The sequence below is a fragment of the Methanomassiliicoccales archaeon genome (assembly GCA_013415865.1).
In the GTDB taxonomy this organism is placed as follows: Archaea; Thermoplasmatota; Thermoplasmata; order Methanomassiliicoccales; family UBA472; genus MVRC01.
This window is the reverse complement of the sequence record CP058896.1, coordinates 124,109-141,400: the sequence shown is the minus strand read 5'-3', so window position 1 is coordinate 141,400 and position 17,292 is coordinate 124,109. Positions and strand designations below refer to the sequence as shown.

The 17,292-nt window shown below is 47.7% G+C and carries 19 protein-coding genes, 1 tRNA gene and 2 pseudogenes; 13 read left to right on the top strand and 9 right to left on the bottom strand.

Annotation, left to right across the window (positions count from 1 at the left end):
• Positions 1 to 51 precede the first annotated feature (51 nt).
• From HPY73_00755 to HPY73_00720, 8 genes are all read left to right on the top strand, one after another.
• A complete protein-coding gene (locus tag HPY73_00755; protein QLH74121.1) occupies positions 52 to 633 on the top strand; it encodes a DNA-directed RNA polymerase in 582 nt (193 codons plus the stop codon).
• Entirely contained in the window at positions 630 to 815 is a 186-nt protein-coding gene (locus tag HPY73_00750; GenBank protein ID QLH74120.1) for a DNA-directed RNA polymerase, subunit E'', read from the top strand. Before HPY73_00755 ends, HPY73_00750 begins: the two co-directional genes overlap by 4 nt.
• Complete coding sequence (locus tag HPY73_00745; protein ID QLH74119.1) at positions 781 to 1,338, top strand: GTP-dependent dephospho-CoA kinase family protein; 558 nt, start codon at positions 781 to 783, stop codon at positions 1,336 to 1,338. Before HPY73_00750 ends, HPY73_00745 begins: the two co-directional genes overlap by 35 nt.
• A complete protein-coding gene (locus HPY73_00740; GenBank protein QLH74118.1) occupies positions 1,335 to 1,658 on the top strand; it encodes a 30S ribosomal protein S24e in 324 nt (107 codons plus the stop codon). The genes HPY73_00745 and HPY73_00740 overlap by 4 nt, the downstream gene beginning before the upstream one ends.
• Before the next feature lie 11 nt (positions 1,659 to 1,669).
• A complete protein-coding gene (locus HPY73_00735; protein ID QLH74117.1) occupies positions 1,670 to 1,873 on the top strand; it encodes a 30S ribosomal protein S27ae in 204 nt (67 codons plus the stop codon).
• 263 nt (positions 1,874 to 2,136) lie between these two features.
• Positions 2,137 to 2,210, top strand: a tRNA-Arg gene (locus HPY73_00730).
• 157 nt (positions 2,211 to 2,367) lie between these two features.
• The gene (locus tag HPY73_00725; protein QLH74116.1) at positions 2,368 to 3,537 is read left to right on the top strand and encodes an aconitase X catalytic domain-containing protein; all 1,170 of its coding nucleotides are present in this window, start codon (positions 2,368 to 2,370) and stop codon (positions 3,535 to 3,537) included.
• Entirely contained in the window at positions 3,534 to 4,307 is a 774-nt protein-coding gene (locus HPY73_00720) for a DUF126 domain-containing protein (GenBank protein ID QLH74115.1), read from the top strand. The genes HPY73_00725 and HPY73_00720 overlap by 4 nt, the downstream gene beginning before the upstream one ends.
• Before the next feature lie 683 nt (positions 4,308 to 4,990).
• Here HPY73_00720 and HPY73_00715 read toward each other — a convergent pair.
• The 5 genes and pseudogenes from HPY73_00715 to fen all read right to left on the bottom strand — a co-directional run bounded on the left by HPY73_00715 (position 4,991) and on the right by fen (position 11,203).
• On the bottom strand, positions 4,991 to 5,707 hold the full coding sequence (locus HPY73_00715; GenBank protein ID QLH74114.1) for an HNH endonuclease: 717 nt from the start codon (positions 5,705 to 5,707) through the stop codon (positions 4,991 to 4,993).
• A 59-nt stretch (positions 5,708 to 5,766) separates the two neighbouring features.
• Complete coding sequence (locus HPY73_00710; GenBank protein QLH75588.1) at positions 5,767 to 6,327, bottom strand: DUF835 domain-containing protein; 561 nt, start codon at positions 6,325 to 6,327, stop codon at positions 5,767 to 5,769.
• Positions 6,328 to 6,396: 69 nt separating this feature from the next.
• Positions 6,397 to 6,558, bottom strand: a pseudogene (locus tag HPY73_00705) (hypothetical protein).
• A 129-nt stretch (positions 6,559 to 6,687) separates the two neighbouring features.
• Positions 6,688 to 10,017, bottom strand: a pseudogene (locus tag HPY73_00700) (isoleucine--tRNA ligase).
• Positions 10,018 to 10,177: 160 nt separating this feature from the next.
• Entirely contained in the window at positions 10,178 to 11,203 is a 1,026-nt protein-coding gene (gene fen, locus HPY73_00695; protein QLH74113.1) for a flap endonuclease-1, read from the bottom strand.
• A 92-nt stretch (positions 11,204 to 11,295) separates the two neighbouring features.
• Here fen and HPY73_00690 point away from each other — a divergent pair, with 92 nt between their 5' ends.
• Positions 11,296 to 11,508 carry a TRAM domain-containing protein gene (locus HPY73_00690; protein ID QLH74112.1) on the top strand — a complete coding sequence of 71 codons (213 nt, stop codon included), beginning with the start codon at positions 11,296 to 11,298 and terminating at the stop codon, positions 11,506 to 11,508.
• Here the strand turns inward: HPY73_00690 and HPY73_00685 are convergent, their stop codons facing one another.
• The 3 genes from HPY73_00685 to HPY73_00675 all read right to left on the bottom strand — a co-directional run bounded on the left by HPY73_00685 (position 11,509) and on the right by HPY73_00675 (position 12,867).
• Positions 11,509 to 11,688, bottom strand: coding sequence for a hypothetical protein (locus HPY73_00685; GenBank protein ID QLH74111.1), 180 nt, complete (start codon positions 11,686 to 11,688; stop codon positions 11,509 to 11,511). It abuts the gene before it with no gap.
• 18 nt (positions 11,689 to 11,706) lie between these two features.
• A complete protein-coding gene (locus tag HPY73_00680; protein QLH74110.1) occupies positions 11,707 to 12,114 on the bottom strand; it encodes a DUF3052 domain-containing protein in 408 nt (135 codons plus the stop codon).
• Between the two features lie 105 nt (positions 12,115 to 12,219).
• Positions 12,220 to 12,867 (bottom strand): ribulose-phosphate 3-epimerase, encoded by a 648-nt coding sequence (locus tag HPY73_00675; GenBank protein QLH75587.1) that lies wholly within the window; start codon positions 12,865 to 12,867, stop codon positions 12,220 to 12,222.
• 117 nt (positions 12,868 to 12,984) lie between these two features.
• Between HPY73_00675 and HPY73_00670 the strand changes: the two genes are divergently transcribed.
• From HPY73_00670 to rnz, 3 genes are read left to right on the top strand one after another with little or no spacing between them, the layout of a single operon-like run.
• Positions 12,985 to 13,200 carry a hypothetical protein gene (locus HPY73_00670; GenBank protein ID QLH74109.1) on the top strand — a complete coding sequence of 72 codons (216 nt, stop codon included), beginning with the start codon at positions 12,985 to 12,987 and terminating at the stop codon, positions 13,198 to 13,200.
• Positions 13,201 to 13,244: 44 nt separating this feature from the next.
• Entirely contained in the window at positions 13,245 to 14,345 is a 1,101-nt protein-coding gene (locus tag HPY73_00665; protein QLH74108.1) for an MFS transporter, read from the top strand.
• A 14-nt stretch (positions 14,346 to 14,359) separates the two neighbouring features.
• Positions 14,360 to 15,268 carry a ribonuclease Z gene (gene rnz, locus HPY73_00660; GenBank protein ID QLH74107.1) on the top strand — a complete coding sequence of 303 codons (909 nt, stop codon included), beginning with the start codon at positions 14,360 to 14,362 and terminating at the stop codon, positions 15,266 to 15,268.
• A gap of 4 nt (positions 15,269 to 15,272) precedes the next feature.
• Here rnz and HPY73_00655 read toward each other — a convergent pair whose 3' ends face one another.
• Positions 15,273 to 15,842 (bottom strand): CBS domain-containing protein, encoded by a 570-nt coding sequence (locus HPY73_00655; GenBank protein ID QLH74106.1) that lies wholly within the window; start codon positions 15,840 to 15,842, stop codon positions 15,273 to 15,275.
• Between the two features lie 159 nt (positions 15,843 to 16,001).
• Between HPY73_00655 and HPY73_00650 the strand changes: the two genes are divergently transcribed.
• The gene (locus HPY73_00650) at positions 16,002 to 17,291 is read left to right on the top strand and encodes a methionine adenosyltransferase (protein QLH74105.1); all 1,290 of its coding nucleotides are present in this window, start codon (positions 16,002 to 16,004) and stop codon (positions 17,289 to 17,291) included.
• The last annotated feature ends 1 nt before the right edge of the window (position 17,292 follow it).

The following is a 17,292-nucleotide window of genomic DNA, read 5'->3' as shown; positions in this document are numbered from 1 at the left end:
CAATGTTTAAATATGGGTTACCGTATGGCAGGTTAGTTACGAGGGTATACCATGTATTTGTTGACACAACGTGAGAACGTTGTCCGAATTCCTCCAGAGATGCTCGGCGAGGAACTCGATTCCATCGTTCATCAATTGGCCCGAGAGTCGTATGAAGGGAGGATAGAAGGTGATTCGCTCACAGTAATGGTGCAGAACATCGTCCCAGTTGGACCTGGCAGGATAGTCCACGGAGATGGGGCGGTATATCAGACGGTCCGATTCGACGCATTGGTCTTCCGTCCACAGAACCAAGAGGTCATCGAAGGAGAGGTCGTAGAGGTCATCAAGTTCGGGGCCTTCGTGCGTTTCGGACCTCTTGATGGATTGTTGCATATCAGCCAGGTAATGGATGATCGCATAGACATAGACGATGCGGGACAGAGATTGATCGGAAAGGACACGAAACGTGACATCAAGTTAAAGGACAAGGTACGGTCGAGGATCGTCTCCATATCTTTAAATGAGCGCAACCCAAGGGAAAGTAAGATAGGATTGACCATGAGACAGTCCGGTCTAGGCAAGTTCGAGTGGCTGGCCGAGGAACGAGCGAAAAAAGCTGAAAAGCAAGAGGAGAAGGGGGCAGCTGCTTGAAAATATTGAAGGCCTGTAAGAACTGCAGCTTCATCACAGAGGAGGATGTATGCCCTCTTTGTGGTAATCAGACCTCGAAGGAATGGCAGGGATATGTCATAATCATCGACCACACCAGGTCGGAGATAGCAAAAAGGATGGGCATAAATGTCAACGGCAAGTTCGCACTCAAGGTGCGCTGAGCTCCGTGTGCCCGTCAATGGCTGGAAGCTTCCAGAAAAAATGAGAAGGGTGCTGAGCATGCCGTTTGGAGAACTGATGACCGAATCTGAGGCGATGGCAGCTGCAAAAAGATGTTCAAAGGTCGTCAGTGTAGGGGATGTTGTATCCCTCGCATTGGTCCAGAACGGCATTCTGCCTCATGTTGCGATCTACGACAATATGACCGAGAGGGTGCCCATGACGGCATTCGAGCACAGCGCAAAGAACCTTCCAGGTAAGAACGTCAAAGTGCGCAACCCTCCGGGAATGATAACCCCAGAGATGGTCTCTGCAGTATCAAAGGCCATGTACTCAGCCCATCCCACAAGGATAAGGGTGGATGGGGAGGAGGACCTGGCGGGTCTTGTCTGTGCCGCCATTGCGCCGGACAGTACGTGCCTTGTGTACGGGCTGCCGGGAAAAGGGATAGCGGTCGTAGAGGTTGACGAAAAGGTAAGGGACAACGCTAAACGCATGATATACGAAATGGAGGAATCAGTTTGAAGTTTGAGATAGAGAGCAAGAAGCAGAACCTGCTCCAGAAAAGGTGGGAGGTCAGATTCAAGGTCGAGCATGTTGGGGCCGCTACCCCAAAGAGGGACGAGCTACGTCAGAAGGTGGCTGAGGCGATGAACTCCAAGAAAGAGCTCGTAATTATCGACAACACCTCGACCGAGACAGGTTCGGGCATAAGCCATGGATATGCAAAGGTCTATGAGACCATCGAAGGCGTAAAAAGGTCTGAGAAGAACTATATGCTCGTCCGTCATGGGCTTGCTGAAAAAAAGGCCAAGACCGCCGGCGCGAAATCTGCGAAGAAGTGATGGTGATCTGAATGGCAAAAGATGACAAGAAGGCCCCAAAGGCCAAGACAGTGCGCATCGCGAAGAAAGATGCCTATGCCGTCGGTAAGGATGGAAAGATAGAGAGAAAGAAGAAACACTGTCCAAAATGCGGTCCTGGGGTTTTCCTAGCGACACATGAGGACCGTGTGTCCTGCGGTCGCTGCGGTTACACTGAGTTCGCAAAGAAGAAGTGAAACACCTTTTTAAATATCTTCATGTTTCACTATTTTCTAAAATTTTCACCATTCATCATCATTGAAAAATTATATGGATCAAGCGTGAAAAACATGTTTTAAACGTTTTCATACTGTTGGTGCCCGTCGATTTTGAATCTGATAATTTTTATTGGGCTCGATAGGTTTCCCATCTTCAATATTCTAGTATAATTATGTACCTGCTCCGTATCGATGAGGCTATAGTAAATTATAATGAAGGGTTCTTCTATAGCCACGCAGCTGGGCCCGTAGTGTAGCTTGGATATCACAGAGGCCTCCGGAGCCTCGAACTCGGGTTCGAATCCCGACGGGCCCGCTTAATTTATTCAGGATCATATATTATAAAAAATTGAAGGTGAATTTTGTATTTGCCTAATGGTATCGTCATAGGTCATTAGCATCACCCGAATGATCAGGCGCCCTGAGATTTTTCGAACCTTTTTTATTCTAGTCAGAGGGTAACCATCTACCGTATGTATCTGACCAAGGAAGAGGAGTCCGTCCTAGCAGGAGAACAAGGAGAATCTAAGAGAATGGCGATGGAACTCCTTGTGGCGCTTGGCAAAATCTATGATGCAAAAAGGCTGGTCCCAATAACGTCTGCCCATCTCTCCGGCGTTTCATATAAGACCATCGGGGAGGGTGGCTTAGAATTCTTGAAGGAGGTCTCTAAAGGGACCAAGGTTTGTGTCAAGACCACATTGAACCCGGCTGGCATGGACCGGGACCGCTGGAAGGAGATGGGCGTCGACAGATCTTTTGCAGAAAAACAACTAGAGATAATCGGATACTATTCGCAGATGGGTGTTGAAACAAACTGCACATGTACCCCATATCTGGCTGGCAACTCCCCATCAAAAGGAGAGAGGATCGCGTGGGCAGAGTCGTCGGCATTGTCTTTCGCCAACTCGATCCTGGGAGCAAGGACAAATAGAGAGGGTGGACCGGGGGCTTTGGCCGCAGCAATAATTGGCAAAACGCCCGAATATGGTCTTCACCTTGAGGAGAACAGACAACCTACAGTGGTCATCGAGGCCGAACCACGCGATGAGATATTTGACTATTCACTGTTGGGACAGGCGGTTGGGTTAAAACTAGGGGCATCTATACCTTTTTTTAAAGGGATAAGACCCAACATCAATGAGATAAAGATAATGGCGGCGGCGATGGCGGCAGCAGGCTCTGTCGCACTTTTCCATATTGAGAACATGACCCCTGAGTCTAAGAACATGGATATTGGGGGGCTTGAGAGAGTTCAAATCGATAGGAAAGAGCTGGATGAGATGAGGGCCCGTCTGACCACTTCAAAGGAGCCTGACCTCATAGCACTCGGATGCCCTCATCTTTCCGAGACGGAGATGAAGACATTGGCAAAGTATCTTGATGGCAGGAAGAAGAGGAAGGACATCGAGATATGGTTCTGCACCTCGAGAAGGGTGAAGACCTGGTGCCCAAAAGAGACCGCCGTGCTCGAGAGGTTCGGAAAGGTCGTCACGGACACCTGCATGGTGGTCGCCCCGATAGAGAAGAACCACAAGGTAACTGCATCGAACTCTTGTAAAGCGTGCAATTATCTCCCCGGTCTGTGCTCTCAGAAATGCCTTTGCGAAGATGCATTTTCACTATTGGAGCTGGTAATGTGAAATTGAGGGGCAGGAGCATATCAAGAGGGCTTGGTCGTGGAAGGGCTGTCGTGATAAACGGTCCTTTCAGCTTCCTGGGCGGTGTCGACACTTCGACAGGAAGGCTCACAGTCAGCTCAGGAAAGGAAGGAGCTGATATCGTTGGAAAAGTATTCGCTTTCGAAAGAGGTAAGGGGTCCACCGTCGGTTCTTATACTATTTTAGACCTCAAGAAGAACAGAAAGCTTCCCTCGGCGATAATCAATAGAGCCGCTGAGACCATAGTGGCCACGGGAGCGGTGATGGCAGGTGTCCCTATGGTTGACGGGGTAGACCTGGAACTTATCCGAGATGATGATGAAATAATAGTTGATGGGGATGAGGGCACCGTCGAGATTTTGGATGTCAAGGAGTCCTCGGTGGTGACGTGCATATTGAGGCATGGCTGCAAGATACTGATAATGAAGAGGAGCGAGAAAGTGGCCACCAACAAACTGAAATGGGCCGGGATCAGCGGATATATTGAAAAAGGGGAGACCCCCTTAGAGACGGCCTATAAGGATATTGCAGAGGAAGTGGGTCAGATGGACCCCAAACTGTACAAGATATTACCTGTGATGACCGTCAGAGGGGATGGTCACATATGGCACATACACCCTTTCATATTCGATACAGAGGATCCAAATGTCGTCATCGATTGGGAACATACAGAATATAGATGGATAACGCCAAATGAATTGGATTCGTATGATACTGTGCCAGGTCTCAGTAAATTGGTAAAGGATATTTGATGGAACACCTTTTACATGATCATGACAGTAAAAACAGTATGACAAATGTCGTCCTTGTTCCGTCAATCTTATTCATGGTGTTCCAATTTTAATGATCCACTAACTGGCTTAGTAAAAATATTAAAGAGGCTGAGGACAGCTCTTCGATATTGATGGTCCTAAATTACCAGTGGGTGATATCTCATAATTTATCTCGATATATGTTCGACAATTTTCTGATATCTATTTCAAGCCGCTTGCTGGAATATATGATGCACGATCGCAGAGACATGTGTTGATCGAAACATTGCTGGTCAATAAATAAGTGAAACACCTGTTTGGTGGTTATCTTCTTCCAATTTTTGATAAGACATTTTGATGAATATCTGTTTGAATGGTGTCTTTTATTGGGCGCTCAGCAACGTGATCCTTTTCGACGTGAACCCTAAGTTGATGCTCCTTATCGGCGATCGATGAGATCGAACGAATAATGATGATAGCCATGACCGTCCCTATTATCAAAAATATCATACTTGAGATAACATCCGTCCGTGTGTAAAATAAGTAAATAAGCCCAGCTAGACCAACTAACGTCCCTGCTTTTATGCTAAATCTCATCTATTAGAGCTTGTAGATTCATTTATAAGATATATATAAATTATTATCTATAATAACATTAAAAAACAACATTTAAAACGGTAATATCAATCATCGAAGGCCAGATCATCCACATCTATATCATCGAGTAAGATTTGCCCAAAGCTTGCCTCTTGTAACAACTTCTCCGCCCTAGATGATTCTCTTATCAATTCAATGATGGCATCTGTATACTTTCGATGGCACTGTTTGCACAATGATTTAAGGTTCCCAGGATGGTCGGTACCCCCAAGGGACCTCGGAACGATGTGATGGACCTCGAGCACGATAGTTCCTTTGTCCTTTTCGGTCCTTTCTCTGTGGGTCCGTCCGCATTCTTGACAGGTATATCTGTCCCTCCGCAGGATCGCCTTCTTGATCTTGTTCCAAAGATGTCTTCGGATAAATTCATCACAATCGTCAGAGAAGACCTGCTCTGTTGTTCCAGCCACATAATACTTCCTTTTTCCTGGAAGCTCCTTCTTCATCTCTTCATAGGCCTTTATGAACAGGGACCACTCCTTGCAAAGTCTACTGTTCAACGATCCAGGGATGTGCGTCCTTCCGCAATGAACACATTCCTCTGTCCCCTGAGCTGTCAATCGTACCCCCTTGGGGCCTTCTTTGAAGGGACAAAGTTTGAACATGGCCGCGTCGCAAGAGAGAGGTATGAACTCTTGTTCTCCGTGGAAGACCAATGTAGCAACCCCATCGATCGACCTGGAGGTGCCTTTCATGCACAAGGAGGTTATATTATTAGGAATGGCAAACCTACATACGCTCACATGTGCACCCCCACCTATATAATAAATATAAAATTATAAAATAGTTATCAGAAAAAGTTTCAGATGGTCCCATCAACCTCTTTCTCGAGTAGGTTCAGCTCATGGGGGTCTAGGGTCGAAGGGTTCAACGCCATCAATAATATTGAATGGTTTATCGCTACCTGGTCCCTTAATGATTGGACGAACCTGAGCACGGTCAGGAAATTGTTGTTGGTTATCAAATATTCTAGACCATCAAGCAAAATGATGCCTCCGCTGGATGATAAGAACTGTTCCAACGAATAGGATAGTTTCTCAAGGTCCTTCGGTCTCAATGAGCTTTCCTTACCCACATTGGATAACCATATCATTGGGGTGTCGCCAATATCATATTTGGCCTTGATCTTAACAGGATAGTTCCTGGTCACGCAGAAACCCTTGGAACCCTTTTTGATCTCCTTCTCGAAGAATTCGTAGGCCTTTTCCGGTTTTTCTTCCTTGATGAGGTAGGTGAACGATCTCTCCAATTCTTCTATTCCTTTCCTCGTAGGCTCGGTCTTTTGCTCAACCTTCTGAGGTCCGATGTCTTCTTCGTCCTGCTCTGACGTAACGGGCGTCGAACAAGATGGACATGCGAGCATGTCCGGTCCGATGCTTGCCCCGCATTTTCTACAAAGGACGCATTTCTCCAATCCACCTTCCTGGACATATGATACTATGCTTTCGATCGTCCTCGACCCTAGCCCATTTATGGCCTGAAGGTTTTCTTTGCTCGCCGATCTCAATTTGCCTAAAGAATTATATCCCGCATCGAACACCAGCTCGGCCTTCACCTTATTCATTCTGGGTATGCGGAGAAGTACATTCATCATCTTCTCTTTTGGGAGGGGGGATAGAACTAGGTCTGTGCATGTACATTTGTCACAGGTCCCTTTCTCGTTGAGCTCAGAACCACATTTCTCGCATTTAGCAACAACGCTTGTTGACCTGGTCAACACATGAACTATCTTCTTGGCATCGTTCTTTGGAAGTCCGTCGACCTCACATAGCTTCTCTTCGCTGATCCCTCTGAGCGAATCTATTGTCCGATAGCCCGCCTCGACCAATAAGACCGCATTCTTCGCAACCATCCCAGGGATCTTCATGAGCTCTTCGACGGCCTCCTTGATGTGGAGGGAGGTAATTGCAATCTCAAGCTTTTCACCCTCGATCTCCCAATTTATCTTATATTCTCCTTTTGGTTCGAGGAAGAACTGGAACTTTCTAGCGCGGACCTCTGACATAATATGCTCCTGCCATATCTTCAAGTACTCTTCGATCTTGACAGGTGCGGCTATCTCGACCGCGATATATTCCTCGACGTCAAGCTTCATGTCTTTTCTCATCTGCTGGATACGTCTGATGACCTCTCTCGAATATCCTTCCGCTTCTATCTCCGGAGTAATCTCAAAATCAAGGTAGATCTCACCACCAGAATATTTTACAGCAACCACATGCTCTGGAAGGGTGGTCTCAAAGGACACCATGTTAGGCTCTATCTTTATGAACTGCCCTTCGATGCCCAAGGTGTATTCTCCCTTCCCAATGCTCTCCTTGACAAGCTTGGCTGGTCTTGATCTCAATAGTACCGCGATCTTGCTCGCCCATTGCCTATAGACCTTTCCTATGGCGTTCGGGTTCGGGATTACGTTGAGGATGCTCTCGCTCCATTCTTCCCCTGGTGCGACATACTCTATGCTCTTGACGTTCGCCTGCGGCAATAGGATGTCCTCAAGTTGCTTCAACGATTCGAGCGAATCGGTAGTTGACGGAAGAAGGATCATCCTCTTCAATGGCCAACGCAGCTTCATGTTCTTATTCTGCCTTTCCCTCGTGATGATCTCCACGACCTCCATGACGACGTTCATCGCCGCTTCCAGACGGTCATCGATCTTCGTTAGGTCCGCTACCGGCCAGTCCAACATATGGACGGTCTCTCTCGCTCCATCAAGGTGAGCGTAGATGCGTTCAGTTATATGCGGACATATTGGTGCTAACATAGCATTCAACGACATCAAGGTGTCATAGAGAACAACATATGCCGTGACCTTGTCTATGTCCCCTTCCTCTTTCCACATTCTGTCACGGATGAGCCGCACATACCATCTTGATAGGTCATTGAGGACGAACTCCTCCAATGCCCTTGTTGCCTTGTGGAGGTCGTATGCGCTGAGGTCCCTTGTGACCTCGTTCTTCATACGCTCTGTCCTGGAGATCATCCATCGGTCCTCGGGCTTGAGATGTGCGAATATCTGGTCATCGTCGACCTTTTGCCTCTCGAAATTATCTATCGACATATATGTGGTCGCAAAGTTCACGACGTTCCACAGTACATTCAACATCTTTCTGGCGTTCTTCACACCTTCCATCTGGAACGATATATCTTCCCAAGGTGCCGAAGATCTTAGGAGATAAAATCGAAGAGCATCTGCACCATAGTCCTTGACGACCTTTTCTGGCTCGATGACATTTCCACGGCTTTTTGACATTGGCAGACCTTGCGGGTCCAACATCCATCCTACCATCAGGACGGACTCGTAAGGTGCCCTTCCGAAAGCCAGCACGCCCGCCGCCAATTGTGAATAGAACCAACCTCTGGTCTGGTCATGGCCTTCAGCTATCCACTTGGCCGGCCATAGCCTATCGAACTCCGACCGCTTCCGAGGATAGCCCAATTGGGCCCAGGAAGCCACGGCGGAATCGAACCATACGTCCAGCACGTCAGGCACGCGTCTCATCGTTGATGAGCATTTAGGACAAGTAAATGTGACCCCGTCGATCCATGGCCTATGGAGGTCCATATCCTTTCTGTAACCGCTGCCCTTCTCCAGGTCATCTGCGGTGGCTATCACCTTTATCTCACCGCATTTCGAGCAGGTCCAGACGGGGATGGGTATGCCCCAATATCTCTGTCTTGAGATGCACCAGTCCCTCGCGTTCATGACCCAATCATATTCCCTCGAGGAGCCGGCCCAATCTGGGGTCCACCTGATCCTATCGATCTCCTCTAGCATCTGATTCTTTACCTGGGTGACCTTCAGGAACCATTGGTTTGTCGTCCTGAACAATATCGGCGAGTTGCAGCGCCAGCAATGACCGTACCTATGCTCGATGGTCGAGTTGGAAAACAGAAGGCCCCTGTCCTCAAGGTTCTTCAAGATCATTTGGTTGGCCTTTTTGATTGACATGCCGGCCAATGTTTCACCAATATCCTTTGTGTACTTACCAGTTTCATCGACCGGACAGAAAGGTTCTATTCCATATTCTCGGCCAAGCTCGAAGTCCTCAGGTCCAAAACCAGGAGCTATATGGACGAGGCCTGTATTGGAGGCCTCCACCGTCTTAGAGGCGATGACCCTGTGGACCCATTTGCCTGATACGTTCTTTTGATAGGGGACCAATTCCTCGAATATCGAGGCGTACTCCAACCCGACCAGGTCATCTCCTTCTATCTCTTCCAATATCTCATATTGTTCCCAGCCTGCGATCTCTCCTATCTGGTCAGCCAGATCTTTCATCACTATGACCGTCTCGGTCTCTCCGATCCTTCGGTACCTAGCCTTGATATATTTAAAATCGGGATGGGCCGCGACCGCAAGGTTGGCCGGAAGGGTCCATGGTGTAGTGGTCCAGATCAGTAGGAAGACCTTGGGGTCGTCCTTGAGCGGGAACTTGACATAGATCGACGGGTCCTTTTCATCTGAATAATTTATCTCGGCCTCGGCCAGGGCGGTCTCGCACCTCGGACAGCAGGGCAGAACGCGGTCTGCAGATACCAGAAGTCCCTTGTCATATGCTTTCTTGAGCGTCCACCATGCCGCTTCGATGTAATATGGTGCGATGGTTAGGTACGGGTTGTCCCAGTCCATCCATACCCCGAGCTCTTTGAACTGTTCGTTCATCTTTCTTTGGAATTCCACGGCAAAGTTCTTGCAGGTGGAGACGAAGCGGTCGATCCCGTACTCCTCGATCTCTTTCTTGTTCTTGACCCCTATCGACTGCTCCACCTTTACCTCGATGGGAAGGCCATGCATGTCGTAGCCAGGTTTATCAAAGACGTTATATCTCTGCATCCTTCGAAAACGAATTATAGTGTCTTTTATCGTCTTGTTCCAGGTCGTTCCGAGGTGGATAGACCCCGTTGTGTATGGCGGACCATCGACAAAGTAGTAGTCAGGACCCGTGGACCTGAATTCCTTGGTCTTTTTGTATGCATCGGTCTCTTTCCATTGCTCCCTTATCTGTTTCTCGAGTTCGACAGGATTGTAATTGCCTTGGACTGGCTTTATCATCGCCTTCCCTCTTTGCCCGAGCAGAAACTATTACTTGAACGAGGTTTCTGGAATCCCCCGAGATCCTCGTTGAGTTCGCACAGGCTTTATGGGGTATCGGCCCCGTAATAAATAATTGATGCCCTCTAAAAATCTGACAATGAGGGGGTGTGTTGATTTCCTAGAACATGTCTAAACTGCTCTGACTGCCTTTTGGAGGTTTTTCACGACCTTTAAATATCTTGTCCAATGCACCGATCACCCGCTGTTCGCTGAAGTCATGTTCCCGGACGAGCATTTCTATCACCTTTTCTCTGTCTGGGGGGGCAAGTTCCAATCGATAATCATCAATATGCTCGTAATTGAGGAATATCTCTCGGACCTGTTCATACTCTGGCATTTCTTTGTTGAGCGAGGCGATTGCCCTGGGAAGGTCTCCATGTTCCCGGATAAGTTTAAGACCCTTCTTCGGGCCTATTCCTCTTATCCCTTCGTTGAAATCGGTGCCCATCATTATGCAAAGATCGATTAGCTGCTCTCTCGAGAGCTCGAGGTCTGTTAATACCTCTTGCAATTCTACGATCTCCATTTTCACATCCCTGTATTCATTCCTCCCGGGCATCTTTCTTCTCCCGGCCAAGGTAAGGTTCCTAAGGAGCCTTGGGGCGCCGAACAAAAGAGAATCGAAGTCCTGGCTCGATGCTGCCCAGACATCCCCTTTCTGAGCCATATATGCGGCCTGTGCCTCTCCTTCTCCTGGAGCTTGTACTATAGGGATCCCAAGATATACAAGAAGAACCCTGGATGATTCTACGATCTCGTTCGTTATTTTGGCCGATTGTTGAGCCTTGGTGTAGGCCATTTCAAGGTCTCCTACGGTCACGGCCTCTTTCCACTCTTGCTGCGCCCTCTGCCTTCTTTCAGACCTCTCCACTATTGTCGCCATCTTCAACTTGGAGGGTTTTCCATCAAAAACGTATACTGGTATGACCCCCATCTCGATCAGGTTGGCATTTCTGTTCAGTAATCCCGAAAGGTGAGAGGTGACCCTGCCTCGAGAGTCTTTCAACGGCGTCCCATCGGGCTGCCTGATCACGGACAGGAATTGGTATATGGCATTATAGGCATCAATCGCCACGGTCTTGCCCTTTAATTGTATCTGGTCCACCTCATGGAATCTCACAAGGTCAGACAGATTCACCCCCATTTGACCAACCTCTACCGACGATACGTCAGAGGATATACAAAACTGACGAAGCGGGAAAGGTTGAATAGTGAGCGATGCCCCTATATTAGGTCATGAAGGATGAATACGGATTTAAGGGAAAGAAACCGGTGGAAGAGGGGAAGGTCTATGACATCACCATAACCGATCTTGGATCGCAAGGGGATGGCGTTGGAAAGGTCGAAGGGTTCGTTGTAATAGTTCCAGAAACAAGGAAGGGACAGATATATAAGGTCAAGATAGTGCGGGTGAGCAACAAGATGGCCTTCGGTCAGATCGTGCGATGATCACGCTGTCTCCTTTTGATATGGAATAAATGCCATGATGAGCACCATCCCGATCCAGAACATAATGGCCATGAAGGTGCAGATGTTAGAGGCAAACACCATTGAGACACTTAAAAGGATGACCGGAAGGACCACCGTGAGCAAGACTATGACCCATCTCTGGGATATGGAGAACTTCATGACAGACCGCCTCCGATCTCATTTTTCCTTGTTCTTCCTTATGAACTTAAGACCGGACCAAACATCGTCTATTGATGATACTTTGACATCGGTCAGACCGTTCGATACTCCCGTGTTCCTTACCAACATGCCGTTCAGGTCGCTCTTGATGTTCGAAGATTCTTTTGGCCAACAGACCCACAATATTCCTGCTGGAGATAGATAGGCCATCATCTTAGGGAACTGATCAATAAGATCTTTCTTCGAGGTGACGAACATTTGTATGAAATCCATGTCAGCAATGGGCCTATCGAATTCCTCGGCCGTTTTCGGGAGCCTGCCTAGGAACTGTCTATAATTTGCAGGTGGGTTGTGCAGATATATCTTGAACCCGTCCTTAATGCCCAGCTTGTAAACCAATGATTTTTTTGAACCTATCCTAGTCATGGTACTTCCCGCTTTAGGGTATATATATTGATAGGGGGTAATGCGTAACCTACCATAAAGGCATCTGTTTGCCTTAAATACCTCTATAAAGAGCGATGGGACAAATCAATATCTTTTCCAACTTTCAATTTCCCCCTTCATGTCCTTAGAACCGAACAGAGAGCTCCCGGCAGCGAGAACGGTAGCTCCGGCCTCCACGCATATCTTCGCTGTCTTTGCGTTGATCCCACCATCTATTTCGATCTCGAAAGTGTATCCTGCCTCGTCCCTTGCCCTTCTAGCCTCTGAGATCTTCGGAACAACATCAGACATGAACGATTGACCACCAAAACCGGGATTGACGGTCATTATCAACAGAAGGTCTATTTCCGAAATATAGGGCCGGACCATACTGAACGGGGTCGCAGGGTTGAGCGACAGGCCGGCCTTTTTTCCAAATGCGTGAATCATCTGAATGCATTGTCGTACTGTATCGGAGGCCTCGACATGTACTGTTATGTAATCTGAACCTACAGATGCAAACTCCTTTACGTACCTTTCTGGCTTAGTTATCATCAAGTGGACGTCAAATGGCAGATGGGTATGAGGTCTGAGGCTCTTGATGACCGAAGGACCGATGGTTATGTTGGGGACGAATATCCCATCCATCACATCGACATGCACCCAATCCGCACCGCTCATCTCGAGCCTTTTTACCTCCTCACCTAACCTTGAAAAGTCAGCAGATAATATGGAAGGAGCTACTTTTATCATCGTCAAAGAGAACGACATGTTGGTATATCAAGAATATCTGGTGATGTGATTTGTGAGCCTAGAAAGCAGGTTCCAGCGAAGGAATTTATTTTATAAAGAAAAATATATCATGCCATCATGGCAGAGAGGAGGTCCCCTGTGAGGTCCGAGGATAGATGCGGGGTGAAGGGATGCGATAAAGAGTCCGAAAGGTCTATTTCCATGGAAGCCGCGACCAAGGCTGGCATGGACATGAAAGAAGGTCAAAAAAGGGCACATCTATGTAAGGACCATTACAAGGAATACAAGAAAAGGTCCAAAGTGGACAGAAAAATCGGTTCGCTCGGTCATTAATTTTAGTTAAATATTTTTTCTATATTGAAAGAGTCGGGCAGATCATGAAAGCGCCCTGGATACAGCTACTATCGAGCGCGGCGATGTCAGGTTCAGCGTTGCTCATCCCTAACATGTTGCGTAATGATCTGGGGGCGGACACGATCCAAATTGGCATGATAACCGCCTCGTTCAACGCCTCTCTTTTTCTGTCATCGTATTATTTTGGCAGGTTTTCGGACGTACATGGAAGGAAGATGATCCTACAGACAGGCCTGCTGATGACCTCCTTATCGATATTTCTTCTGATATTTGCCAGAAGCACTGAGTCGTTGTTCATTGTAAGGGTGATCATGGGCCTTTGCTCGGGAATGTATCCCTCAGCGTTGCTTGCTCACGTGTATGATTCAGATAAAAAGGTCGGGAAATTCAGTGCGTACGGGGCAATGGGCTTTGGGCTAGGGACGTTCGCGGTCGGTATCATTGGCATCTATTTTGAGATATTTCTGTTCTGTTCTATCTTGATGGCATGCGCTTTCATTGTTTCCCTGACGATCGATTTCGGTAACGAAGTTCACCATAAGGTGCCATTCTTTCCAAGGGAGATCATTCATCGCAACCTTCCCGTCTATCTCTCGATCATGTTCAGGCACATAGGAGCGAACATGATATGGGTCATCTATACTTTGTTCCTAGAGGACCTTGGCGCAGCTGCTTGGTTCATCGGTGGTATATACGCCGTCAATGCCATGAGCCAATTCGTCTTCATGCAGATGGTGGACAGATATGGTTCGGTAAAGCTTGTCACCTTTGGGTTCATCTTTTCCATCATCACATTCCCTTCGTACACATTGGCCACAGAGGCATGGCAGATAATCCCTGCACAGGTATCGATAGCTGCAGCATGGTCCTGCCTTTATGTCGGGAGCATTAAATATGTGATGGAAAGAAATGACGAGAAAGGTACGAGTGCAGGGCTGCTCCAGTCCTCGCTGAGCATCTCGGCGATCATCGGGGCCATGGTGGGAGGGGCGGCGTCGTATGTCCTGGGTTACCACGGCGCCATGTACATCGCGACCATAATGGCCATAATCGGTCTTGTGATTTTCTTCATAAGTCATAAGCGGGTATCTGCTGATACCGAGAAAATGATTAATCCCTCCTAGACCATGAGAACGACGTGGAAATTTTATTTCTTGGAACAGGTGGCAGCATTCCAACGCCTGAGAGGAACACCTCGGCGATGGCGGTCAGGACCGGACAGGAGATGGTGTTGTTTGATTGTGGGGAAGGCACACAGAGACAGTTCATGCGCTCTTCTTTCTCCTTCATGAAAATCGATAAAATATTCATAACCCACCTTCATGGAGATCATTTCCTTGGTCTGCTCGGTCTTGTCCAGTCAATGAACTTTTCTGGTAGGGCGCAGCCTCTTGAAATATATGGGCCAAAGGGAATAAAGGATGTCATAGAGGCAACCATAATGTTGGGGAGCTATGATCTTGCCTTTGATATATTCTGGAGGGAGCTGAGGCCTAAAGATGAGGTGGAAGGGGAAGGTTATAAGGTCGCTGCTGTTGAGGCTTTGCATATCCCCAATTCACTTTCTTACATCCTAAAGGAAGATGAACGGATGGGAAGGTTTGACCCAATCAAGGCAAAGGAACTAGGGGTCAATGAAGGTCCAGCATTTTCAAGGCTTCAAAAAGGAGGGTCGATAATTCTAGATGATAGGATAATCAGCCCCGAAGATGTCATAGGACCGGCAAGACCTGGATTAAAGCTCGCCTATTCAGGAGATACCTTACCAAATGACATGTTCGTCAAGGCGGCGATGAAATGTGACGTCATGGTCCATGAGGCGACCACCGATTCAGAGTTGAAGGATAAAGCGAACAGATATCGCCATTCGACCGCGAGACAGGCCGCTGAGGTGGCGGTCAAGGCAGAGGCCATCTCACTATACTTGGTGCATGTGAGCGGGAGATATTCGGACACGTCATCTTTATTGAGAGAAGCGAAAGAAGTGTTCCCGAACACCTTTCTACCGAACGACCTTGATATAGTAAAGGTGCACCAAAGAGAATGACGGCTTAAGATGATAGCAATTTGAGTATGTCTGATCTGGTCAAAATGCCCACGATCGAGCCCTTTCTTGAGACCATGACAGCATCGGTCGTTGACAGCAACGATGTCAACGCCTCAGCGGGAGTATCCTCGTTCACGATAGGATATGGATCGGCCATGACCTCCGATACATGCAACTGGCCGAGATCCTCCATTTTCCGGCCCTCACGGAGCATGCTCAAAATGTCATATTCACTGATGCTCCCTACATGCTGTTTTCCATCGAAGACAGGCAATTGTGAATAACCGCTCTGACGCATAAGATCCGAAGCATGCCTGACCGAATCAGACATCTGTATGGAGATTACGTTGGGCGTCATAACGTCCCTGGCCCTGAGACCTTGTTTTCTTCTGTTCATCTCCTGTTCCAGGACGTTGAATATTTTTGTGACAGATTCATAGCTTCCTTTTATCGCGCCACGTTCCATCTTCGCGATCGTGGATTGGCTCACACCTGACATGGCAGCAAGCTCAGCTTGAGTAATGTCCAGTCCTTTCCTTAGCTTTTTGATCTCCGTTTCCTCGGGAAACTTCATGTGATTAGGGATGTTATTATTCCTATATGAATATTCGTAAATGAATAATAGAGTCAATCATACTTATATCGGGGAAAAAACTACCACGCGCATTCGAAAAAGAGTGTCAGGCCAGCATGATAAAATATGTCACGCGGTCCATGAAAAAGGTGAATATAAATGGCAAAGACAGTCAAAGGAAATCCTGAATTGAGAAAGCCAGTAGCCCGTAAGGTCGCTAAGAACATTATCGTGGAGAATGTCGACCTTACCCCCATCGAGAAACAGAATGTGGAACTTGTGGAGAGAAAAGGTATCGGACATCCGGACAGCATCTCGGATGGATTGGCGGAATCAGTATCAAGAGCCCTCTGCAAGATGTATCTTGAATATTGCGGAGAGATACTCCACCACAATACCGATCAGAACGAGGTCGTAGGAGGTCAGAGCGCACCGAAATTCGGAGGTGGAAGGATGCTCGAGCCGATATACATCCTCCTCGTTGGAAGGGCAATAACCCAGGTCAACGGGGAAAGACTTCCTTATTCCACCACAGCAATAAATGCAGCAAAGGAGTACCTGAAAAGGTTCCCGAACCTAGACATAGAGAATGATGTCATAGTCGACTGCAAGATCGGAAAGGGTTCTCAGGACCTGATCCAAAACTTCGATGAACTGCAAAAGAAATGCACCCCAGATTATAGCGGTAACAGATGTTTGCTTGCCAACGACACCTCTTTTGGATGTTCATATGCGCCATTGTCTGAGACTGAGACCGTCTGCTTGGAGACCGAGAGATATATCAACGGTGCCATGAAAAAGAAACTAAAGGAGACCGGCGAGGATGTAAAGGTAATGTGCGCCCGGAATGGGAAGGATATCACCATGACCATCGCCTGCGCCATGGTGGACCGTTATATTCCTGATGCCGACCATTATTCAAGTGTCGTCGAAGAGATGAGGAACCTCGTCCACGACTATGCTGTAAAGTATACAGACTATAACATCAAAGTAGACATCAATCATGCGGACAACCCCGATTCAGGTAATTATTATCTCACTGTAACAGGATTGAGCGCTGAGAACGGGGATGATGGGTCCGTAGGTCGTGGAAACCGCGTGAACGGTCTGATTACCCCATACCGCCCAATGTCAATGGAGGCGAGCGCAGGTAAGAACCCGATCACCCATGTTGGGAAGATGTACAACATTTTGGCGAATTGGATAGCCACTGACGTTGTCAAAGCAGGTAAGGGAGACATTCTTGAGGCCCATGTCCGCATACTTTCACAGATCGGGAGGCCCATCAGCGACCCCCAGACCTGCAGTGTCCAGCTCTTCCTTGCCCCGGAAGCAAGGGCAAAAGCTGCGAAATGGCAGAACGAGGCGCGAGCTATTGCTGACAACTGGCTAGACGACATAGGCAAGGTCACAGAGAAAGTTGTAAATGGCAAAGTGACGGTATTCTGAC